7 protein-coding genes and 1 pseudogene are annotated in these 9,380 nt (G+C 50.8%); all 8 read left to right on the top strand.

The window, feature by feature from the left end; translation table 11 throughout:
• Window positions 1-239, top strand: a pseudogene (locus ACTHUT_RS10105) (16S rRNA (cytosine(967)-C(5))-methyltransferase RsmB); the annotation flags it as partial.
• Window positions 205-798: a DUF4390 domain-containing protein gene (locus tag ACTHUT_RS10100; protein ID WP_250601646.1), complete on the top strand. Its 594-nt coding sequence runs from the start codon at window positions 205-207 to the stop codon at window positions 796-798. The pseudogene ACTHUT_RS10105 and the gene ACTHUT_RS10100, both read left to right, overlap by 35 nt.
• 3 nt (window positions 799-801) lie before the next feature.
• Window positions 802-2,928: an ATP-binding protein gene (locus ACTHUT_RS10095; protein ID WP_440418773.1), complete on the top strand. Its 2,127-nt coding sequence runs from the start codon at window positions 802-804 to the stop codon at window positions 2,926-2,928.
• Window positions 2,915-4,189, top strand: coding sequence for a sigma-54-dependent transcriptional regulator (locus ACTHUT_RS10090; RefSeq protein WP_250601642.1), 1,275 nt, complete (start codon window positions 2,915-2,917; stop codon window positions 4,187-4,189). The genes ACTHUT_RS10095 and ACTHUT_RS10090 overlap by 14 nt, the downstream gene beginning before the upstream one ends.
• A 234-nt stretch (window positions 4,190-4,423) precedes the next feature.
• Complete coding sequence (gene dprA, locus ACTHUT_RS10085; RefSeq protein WP_250601640.1) at window positions 4,424-5,614, top strand: DNA-processing protein DprA; 1,191 nt, start codon at window positions 4,424-4,426, stop codon at window positions 5,612-5,614.
• Between the two features lie 24 nt (window positions 5,615-5,638).
• Window positions 5,639-6,094 (top strand): DUF494 family protein, encoded by a 456-nt coding sequence (locus ACTHUT_RS10080; protein WP_003679497.1) that lies wholly within the window; start codon window positions 5,639-5,641, stop codon window positions 6,092-6,094.
• Between the two features lie 79 nt (window positions 6,095-6,173).
• Window positions 6,174-8,480 carry a type I DNA topoisomerase gene (gene topA, locus ACTHUT_RS10075; protein ID WP_250601638.1) on the top strand — a complete coding sequence of 769 codons (2,307 nt, stop codon included), beginning with the start codon at window positions 6,174-6,176 and terminating at the stop codon, window positions 8,478-8,480.
• Between the two features lie 148 nt (window positions 8,481-8,628).
• Window positions 8,629-9,201: a 16S rRNA (guanine(966)-N(2))-methyltransferase RsmD gene (gene rsmD, locus ACTHUT_RS10070; protein ID WP_137041336.1), complete on the top strand. Its 573-nt coding sequence runs from the start codon at window positions 8,629-8,631 to the stop codon at window positions 9,199-9,201.
• Window positions 9,202-9,380: the final 179 nt, after the last annotated feature.

Raw genomic sequence — 9,380 nt, 5'->3', positions numbered from 1 at the left:
CGACCGATGCCGTCAAAACCGCACGCCAACAGGAAGCATTATTAGACGCGCTGTGGCAGACCCTGACGAAAAACGGCAGGATGTTGCTGGCTACCTGCTCGGTCTTTGTCGAAGAAAACGACGGTCAGTTGCAAAAATTCCTTAACCGCCATGCTGATGCCGAGCTGATCGAATCGCGTGTGCTTTTACCGAACAAACATCAAGATGGCTTTTATTACGCGCTTATTAAAAAGCAGTAAAACGCTGATTGTACCGCTCTTGCTTGCCGTGTCGTTGAATGCGGCGGGCGAGGGCATCAGTGCGACCCGTGCCGAGGCAAAGCTGACCCATGCCGGACAGCTTTCCGTCAGCAGCCGTTTCCGCACCGATCTGCCCGACCAGCTTAAAGAAGCACTCAAACAGGGCTTCCCCCTGCATTTCAATTTGAGTTGGCAACTGTCAGCGCCGTCTATGTCGTCTTATAAATTCAAGTTCGACCAGCTGCTCAACAACGACAGCACGATTCAATACAAATTGTCCTTCCATCCACTGACCAACCGCTATCGCGTTACCGTTGGTACGTTTTCTACCGAGTACGACACGCTTGAGACTGCCTTGCGTGCAGTGGGCGCGGTCGTGAATTGGAAGGTTTTGTCCAAGGGTGAGCTGAGTGATGTGGCCGCCAAAGACACGAAGGCTGAAATCCGCCTGCTGCTGACAACCGCCAAGCTGCCCAAACCGTTCCAAATCAATGCCCTGACGTCTAAAAACTGGCATTTGGATTCCGGTTGGAAATCCTTGTCGGTCGTGCAGGAGTAAACCATGCGCCGCTTTCTTCTGATTGCCGCCGTATTCGCCGTTGTTTTGTTGTACGGTCTGACTGTTGCAACGGGCAGCAGCAACGTATTGTCTGATTATTTCTGGTGGATTGTCGCCTTGTGCGGCTTGCTGTTACTGGTGTTGGCGGCGGTGTTGGTGCGCTATGTCGTGCTTTTGATACGCGACAACAGCAAAAGCGTGTTCGGTTCGCAGATTGCGCGTCGGCTGTCGGGGATGTTTACCTTGGTTGCCGTATTGCCGGGCGTGTTTTTGTTCGGTATTTCCGCCCAGTTTATTAACGGTACGATTAATTCTTGGTTTGGCAACGATACCTATGAGGCTCTAGAGCGCAGCTTAAACTTGAGCAAATCCGCGCTGAGCTTGGCGGTGGACAACGCTGTCAGCAACGCCACGCCAGTGCAGATCGACTTAATCAGCGCCGCTTCACTGGACGGCAATTTGGGGCAAACGCTGGCACAATCCGCACTTACTGCCGACTTTGCCCAGCTGGCGCTTTATAACGCGACCACCCATAAAGCCGAGAAAAGCATCAATCCCCTGAAACTAAATCAACCTGAACTCAACAAAGAAGGATGGGAGCAGCTGGAGCAGACCGGTTCGGTGCGCAGCTTGGAAAACATCGGCGGCGTGCTGTATGCTCAAGGCTGGATGCTGATCGGTACGCATAAAAATCAGGATTATGCGTTGTTTTTCCGGCAGCCGATTCCGAAAGATGTTGCCCAAGACGCGACGCTGATTGAAGCGGCCCGAGCCAAATATGCCGAACTGAGTTATACCAAAAAAGGCCTGCAAACCTTTTTCCTGTCCACGCTGTTGGTCGCGACATTATTGGCCATCTTTTTGGCGCTGGTGATGGCTTTGTATTTTACCCGCCGTTTTGTGGCACCGGTATTGTCGCTGGCAGAGGGTGCGCGGGCGGTGGCTCAGGGTGACTTCAGCCAGACTCGGCCGGTATTTCGCAATGACGAGTTCGGCCGTTTGACCCAGTTATTCAACCACATGACCGAGCAATTAGCGATTGCCAAAGAGGCAGACGAGCGCAACCGTTTGCGCGAAGAAGCAGCACGCCATTATTTGGAATGCGTGTTGGAAAGTTTGACTACAGGCGTGATTACTTTGGATGCCAATGGCCGTCTGAAAACCTTTAACAAGGCCGCCGAACAGATTTTGGGCGTTTCGCTGGTGTCTTTGTGGGGCAGTAACTGGCATCAATGGCACGGCAAATCGCCGCAGCAAACCCTGTTGGCCGATGTGTTTGCCGCCATTAATGAAACCGCCGATAGCAACAAACCCGTCCAAGTCGAATACGCCGCGCCCGATGATGCCCGAATCTTGTTGGGCAAAGCCACCATTTTGCCGGAAGACAATGATAACGGCGTGGTGATGGTGATTGATGACATTACCGTCTTGATGCGGGCGCAAAAAGAGGCCGCATGGGGCGAAGTGGCAAAACGTTTGGCGCACGAAATCCGTAATCCGCTTACGCCTATCCAGCTTTCCGCCGAGAGATTGGCATGGAAATTGCATGATAAACTAGATGAACAAGACGCCCAAATTCTCAGCCGTTCAACCGATACCATCGTCAAACAGGTGGCCGCGCTGAAAGAAATGGTCGAAGCGTTCCGCAACTATGCGCGTGTGCCGTCGCTGAATTTAGAAAAACAAAATTTAAACGGTTTGGTGTCGGAAGTATTGGTATTATATGAGGCCGGCGTGTGCAAGTTTAATGCGCGGCTCAGCGCCGACACCTTGCCGATTGTTGCCGATACGACGGCGATGCGCCAAGTGTTGCATAACTTATTTAAGAATGCCGCAGAAGCGGCAGAGTCGGACGAAACGCCGCAAGTAAACGTCGAAACAGGGCGCGAAGGCGGACAGGTTTTCCTGACCGTCTGCAACAACGGCAAAGGTTTCAGCAAAGAAATGCTGCACAATGCTTTTGAGCCGTACGTTACCGACAAACCGACAGGAACGGGACTTGGTTTGCCCGTTGTGAAAAAAATTATCGAGGAGCATGGCGGCCGTATCAGCCTGAGCAATCAGAACAGTGGCGGCGCGTGCGTCAAAATAGCTTTACCGGAAATGGCAGAAACTTATGCGAAGCAGTGATATTTTGATTGTAGATGATGAAGTAGGCATCCGCGACCTGCTCTCCGAGATCCTTCAAGACGAAGGCTATACCGTCACTTTGGCCGAAAATGCCGAAGAAGCGCGCCAATTGCGTTATCAAACGCGTCCGGCCATGGTGTTGCTGGATATTTGGATGCCCGATTGCGACGGCATCACTTTGTTGAAAGAGTGGGCGAAAAACGGCCAACTCAATATGCCTGTGGTGATGATGAGCGGCCATGCCAGCATTGACACTGCGGTTGAAGCCACCAAAATCGGCGCACTCGATTTTCTGGAAAAACCGATTGCCCTGCAAAAACTCTTGTCCGCAGTAGAACGCGCCTTGAAACATGGCGAAGTTCAGACGGTCTCCGGTATGACTTTGGACAAATTGGGCAACAGTTCCGTCATTCAAGAAATGAACGGCAGCATTGAAGCGGCTGCCAAACACAACCGCCCGCTGTTGTTTGCCGGTGAGGCAGGTTCGCCGTTTGAGATTGTCGCCCGCTATCTGCACAAAAGCGGTACGCCTTGGGTGGCAACCGACCGTGTCGAACACATTGTCGATACGCCGATGGAGCTGTTGCAAAAGGCATCAGGCGGCATTTTGTATGTCGGCGATATTGCCCGTTACAGTAAAAATATCCAAAACGGCATTGCTTTCTTGCTGGAAAAAGCCGACCGCTACAATGTCCGTGTGATTGCTTCTTGCGGCTTTAAACGCGGTGAGAGCGCCGATGACGTCGTTACCGGCAGACTGGCGGAGCTGTTGAAAGAGCGCATCGATGTTCCTTCTTTGTGCAGCCAGCCGGACGATATCGTCTTTTTAATCAACCGCATCATGACCGATTTGGCCGAAAGTCAAAAAATCCAGCCGGTAAAATTCAGCGACAGCGCGTTGGTGGTTTTGCGCCAATACGATTGGCCGGGCAATTACGACCAGCTTGCCGAAACGGTGAAAAACATCATGTTGGAATCTGACGGCAAAGAAGTGGACGAGCAGGCCGTTGCCATGGCTTTAGGTCAGAAGGAAAATGCGACGGCGACAGAAATCATCGGCGGCTTCAATTTCAATATGCCTTTGCGCGAATTGAGGGAAGAAGTCGAGCGCCGCTACTTTGAATACCATATCGCCCAAGAAGGCCAAAATATGAGCCGCGTGGCGCAAAAGGTCGGTTTGGAGCGTACACACCTTTACCGCAAACTCAAACAACTCGGTATCAGCGTATCGCGCCGCAGCGCCGACAAATCCGAAGAATAAGCGCAATATCGGTTCAAACACAAAAAAGGCCGTCTGAAAGCCATCAGGTTTTTCAGACGGCATCGTCATTTGACGGTGTGTTTAGACAAGCAATACTTTATAAAAATAATGATATGGCTAGGCATGGTTATTTTGCCTTTTAAGCCGACAGAAGTTTTATATCAATGAAATTTTTAGACGGCCTTTATTTACTTCAGGCCGTCTGAACAACCATTACGAAAAGGGAACAGATTGATGACGGAAAACGAGCGTTTTGCTTGGTTGCAACTGGCATTTACGCCCTATATCGGCGCAGAAAGTTTTTTGGTGCTGTTGCAGCAATTCGGTAGCGCACAAGCAACCTTGAATGCGCCGGCAGACAAAATTGCCGCGTTGGTGCGCCATAAACAGGCGGCTGAGTCGTGGCGTAATGCGGATAAACGGGCTTTGGCGCAGCAGTCTGCCGAAGCCGCTTTACAATGGGAAATGCAGGACGGTTGCCGTCTGTTGTTGCTGCAAGATGATGATTTCCCCGAAATGCTGACACAAGGCATTACCGCGCCGCCGGTCTTGTTTTTACGCGGCAATGCAGAGCTGCTGCACATACCTTCTGCCGCGATTGTCGGCAGCCGCCATGCCACGCCGCAGGCAATGCGGATTGCCAAAGATTTCGGCAGGGCATTGAGTGAAAAAGGCATTCCCGTCGTATCGGGTATGGCTTCGGGTATCGATACCGCCGCCCATCAGGGCGCATTGCAGGCAGATGGCGGTACCATTGCCGTCTGGGGAACTGGTATAGACCGTATTTATCCACCATCCAATAAAAACCTTGCTTATGAAATTGCAGAAAGGGGATTGATTGTCAGCGAGTTCCCTTTGGACACGCGTCCGTTTGCAGGCAACTTTCCGCGCCGCAACCGTCTAATTGCCGCGTTGTCGCAGCTGACATTGGTGGTCGAGGCGGCATTGGAATCCGGCTCATTGATTACTGCCAAGCTGGCGGCGGAGATGGGGCGTGAAGTGATGGCGGTACCCGGTTCGATAGACAATCCGCACAGCAAAGGCTGCCACAAGCTGATTAAAGACGGGGCAAAACTGGTTGAATGTTTGGACGATATTCTCCATGAGTGTCCGCAGCTATTGCAAAATACGCCTGTTCCATCATATTCTATAAATAAGACGGTAAAACCGAAAAACGATCAAACCAAACGTCTGCAACCAAAAACAATAGTGGATGAACCGCAAAGGCCGTCTGAAAACCTATCTGCTGCCCCATCAACAAGCGCTTTATTGGAAGCAATGGGTTACGACCCGATACACCCCGATATTTTGGCGCAACAAACCAATACGGCAGCGGCAGACGTGTACGCACAGCTTTTGGAATACGAACTTGACGGTATCGTTTCCGCCTTGCCGGGCGGCCGTTATCAGCGTGTCAAAGCATAAATTATCTATATTTAAGGAACCAGCATGACCGAAGTCATTGCCTATTTAATCGAACACTTCCAAGATTTCGACAATTGTCCGCCTCCGGAGGACTTGGGTCGCCTCTTGGAAGATGCGGGTTTTGATGCTACGGAAATCGGCAATACATTGATGATGATGGAAGTCTTGTTCAATACGTCCGAATTCTATGCCGAGCCGTTTAACAGCGACTCCCTGCGCGTATTCTGCCGTGAAGAAGCTGAAAACCTGCCGCAGGAAGTCATGGGCTTGATGCAATATTTGGTTACCGAACACGCAATTACTTATGAGCAACGCGAAATCGTCATTCACGCCCTGATGCACATTCCATCGGACGAAATCACCCTCGATACCGCCAAAGTGTTGGTATTGCTAGTGTTGTGGATGCACAAAAGCGAGCTACCCGTCCTGATTGGCGACGACTTGATGAGTGCGTTGACCGGACAAAACGTGATGCACTAAACCTTTTTTCAGACGGCCTGAACAAAATGATAAAAGGCCGTCTGAAACATAAATCCAATACATCCAAAAGAGAACAATAATGGCGAAAAACCTATTAATCGTCGAATCCCCGTCCAAAGCCAAAACCCTGAAAAAATATCTGGGCGGTGATTTTGAAATCTTGGCGTCTTACGGCCACGTCCGCGATTTGGTTCCGAAAAGCGGAGCAGTCGATCCCGACAATGGCTTTGCCATGAAATACCAATTGATCAGCCGCAACAGCAAACACGTCGATGCCATCGTTGCCGGTGCCAAAGAAGCTGAAAACATCTACCTTGCAACCGACCCGGATAGGGAAGGCGAAGCCATTTCTTGGCATCTTTTGGAAATCCTTAAATCCAAACGCGGCTTGAAAAACATCAAGCCGCAGCGTGTCGTATTTCACGAAATCACTAAAAACGCCGTACTCGATGCCGTCGCCAACCCGCGCGAAATCGAAATGGACTTGGTCGATGCGCAACAAGCCCGCCGCGCTTTGGACTATTTGGTCGGTTTCAACCTTTCGCCATTGTTGTGGAAAAAAATCCGCCGCGGTTTGAGTGCAGGCCGTGTGCAAAGTCCCGCTTTGCGCCTGATTTGCGAACGCGAAAACGAAATCCGCGCGTTTGAAGCGCAGGAATATTGGACGGTACATCTCGACAGCCACAAAGGCCGCAGCAAGTTTACCGCCAAACTTGCCCAATACAACGGCGCGAAACTCGAACAATTCGACCTGCCGAACGAAGCCGCGCAAGCCGACGTATTGAAAGAACTCGAAGGCAAAGAGGCAGTCGTTACCGCCATCGAAAAGAAAAAGCGCAGCCGCAATCCCGCCGCGCCGTTCACCACATCTACCATGCAGCAGGATGCCGTGCGCAAACTCGGTTTTACCACCGACCGCACCATGCGTACCGCACAGCAGCTTTACGAAGGTATAGACGTAGGGCAGGGCGCTATCGGTCTGATTACCTATATGCGTACCGACAGCGTGAATTTGGCCGATGAAGCGTTAACTGAAATCCGCCATTACATCGAAAACAAAATCGGCAAAGAATATCTGCCGAGTGCCGCCAAACAATACAAAACCAAATCCAAAAACGCCCAAGAAGCGCACGAAGCCATCCGTCCGACTTCTGTGTACCGTACGCCCGAAAGCGTCAAACCCTTCCTGAGCGCAGACCAGTTCAAACTCTATCAAATGATTTGGCAGCGCACCGTTGCCTGTCAGATGACGCCCGCCAAATTCGACCAAACCACCATTGATATTACCGTCGGCAAAGGCGTATTCCGCGTAACCGGACAAGTGCAAACCTTCGCAGGCTTCCTCAGCGTTTACGAAGAAAGCAGCGACGATGAAGAAGGCGAAGACAGCAAAAAACTGCCCGAAATGAGCGAAGGCGACAAATTGCCCGTGGACAAACTCTACGGCGAACAACACTTCACCACCCCGCCGCCGCGTTACAACGAAGCCACGCTGGTTAAAGCCCTCGAAGAATACGGCATCGGCCGCCCCTCAACCTACGCCAGCATTATTTCCACGCTCAAAGACCGCGAATACGTTACCCTTGAGCAAAAACGCTTCATGCCTACCGATACAGGCGACATCGTCAACAAATTCCTGACCGAACATTTCGCCCAATACGTCGATTACCACTTCACCGCCAAACTCGAAGACCAGCTCGACGAAATCGCCGACGGCAAACGCCGCTGGATTCCCGTGATGGACAAATTCTGGAAACCGTTCATCAAACAAGTGGAAGAAAAAGAAGGCATCGAACGCGCCAAATTCACCACGCAGGAACTCGACGAAACCTGTCCAAAATGCGGCGAACACAAACTGCAAATCAAGTTCGGCAAAATGGGCCGCTTCGTCGCCTGTGCCGGCTATCCCGAGTGCAGCTACACCCGCAACGTTAATGAAACCGCCGAAGAAGCCGCCGAGCGCATCGCCAAAGCCGAAGCCGAGCAAGCCGAACTCGACGGGCGCGAATGCCCTAAATGCGGCGGACGGCTGGTGTACAAATACAGCCGCACCGGTAGCAAATTCATCGGTTGCGCCAACTACCCCAAATGCAAGCACGTCGAGCCGCTGGAAAAACCGAAAGATACCGGCGTCCAATGCCCGCAATGCAAAAAAGGCAACCTCGTCGAGCGCAAATCCCGTTACGGCAAACTGTTTTACAGTTGCAGCACCTACCCCGACTGCAACTACGCCACCTGGAACCCGCCCGTAGCCGAAACCTGCCCAAAATGCGCGTGGCCGGTATTGACCATCAAAACCACCAAACGCTGGGGTGTGGAAAAAGTCTGCCCGCAAAAAGAATGCGGCTGGAAAGAGCAGATCGAACCGCCTGCGCCGAAGGAATAATTGGTTAAAGCTTGGGTAGAAAAAGGCCGTCTGAAAAATGATTTTCAGACGGCCTTTTTGTTTCTAAAAGAATAGAGTGAAATACGGCTTGATGGCAGTTTCACTATATAATTGAGGCCGTCTGAAAACTCGGCATTTTTTTAAAATCATGGCAAATAACAAACATTCCAAGCACACCAATCAAGTACGCATTATTGGCGGGCAATGCAGAGGGAGGAAGTTAACTTTTCTGTCTGCAGATGGTCTGCGTCCGACGCCTGACAGCGTGCGTGAAAAACTGTTTAACTGGCTGGGTCAGGATTTAACCGGCAAAACGGTATTAGATTTATTCAGCGGTAGCGGTGCTTTAGGAATGGAGGCCGCTTCTCGTAATGCGGCAAAAGTGCTAATGGTCGATAACCACCGCCAAACTGTTCAAACGCTTCAGAAAAATATCTGTGAATTAGGTTTGAAACAGGTGGAAATTGTGTGTTCAGACGGCATGGCTTATCTGACAAGGCCGTCTGAAAAATTTGATGTTGTGTTTCTTGATCCGCCGTTTGCATGGGAAGATTGGCAAAATCTGTTTATCCGATTGCAAAGCCACTTGAAAAATGGGGCAATGGTCTATATTGAAGCAGGGAAGCTGCCTGAAAAACCGGATTGGCTGGAAATTTATCGGGAAGGAAAGGCGGGAATGAGTAGGTTTGAATTATCGCTCTATTCGCAAGTTGCTGAATAGTATAGAATTTGAGAATCATTCCCAAGGTGTAAAACATTCTTTTAAACGGATTGTTCCGACGTCATTTGTGCTATAATCCGCGCCCAATCGGTTTTGATAATTTAAGAAAAAAGGAAATAGAAATGTCGCTCTTTATTACAGATGAGTGCATTAACTGCGATGTGTGCGAACCGGAATGC

This window comes from Neisseria sp. P0022.S010 (genome assembly GCF_051956635.1).
This window is presented reverse-complemented; position numbering and strand designations above follow the sequence as displayed.

Coding starts and splice junctions, on each gene's coding strand:
- ACTHUT_RS10100 (WP_250601646.1), top strand. CDS start 205: ATGGCTTTTATTACGCGCTTATTAAAAAGCAGTAAAACGCTGATTGTA.
- ACTHUT_RS10095 (WP_440418773.1), top strand. CDS start 802: ATGCGCCGCTTTCTTCTGATTGCCGCCGTATTCGCCGTTGTTTTGTTG.
- ACTHUT_RS10090 (WP_250601642.1), top strand. CDS start 2,915: ATGCGAAGCAGTGATATTTTGATTGTAGATGATGAAGTAGGCATCCGC.
- dprA (WP_250601640.1), top strand. CDS start 4,424: ATGACGGAAAACGAGCGTTTTGCTTGGTTGCAACTGGCATTTACGCCC.
- ACTHUT_RS10080 (WP_003679497.1), top strand. CDS start 5,639: ATGACCGAAGTCATTGCCTATTTAATCGAACACTTCCAAGATTTCGAC.
- topA (WP_250601638.1), top strand. CDS start 6,174: ATGGCGAAAAACCTATTAATCGTCGAATCCCCGTCCAAAGCCAAAACC.
- rsmD (WP_137041336.1), top strand. CDS start 8,629: ATGGCAAATAACAAACATTCCAAGCACACCAATCAAGTACGCATTATT.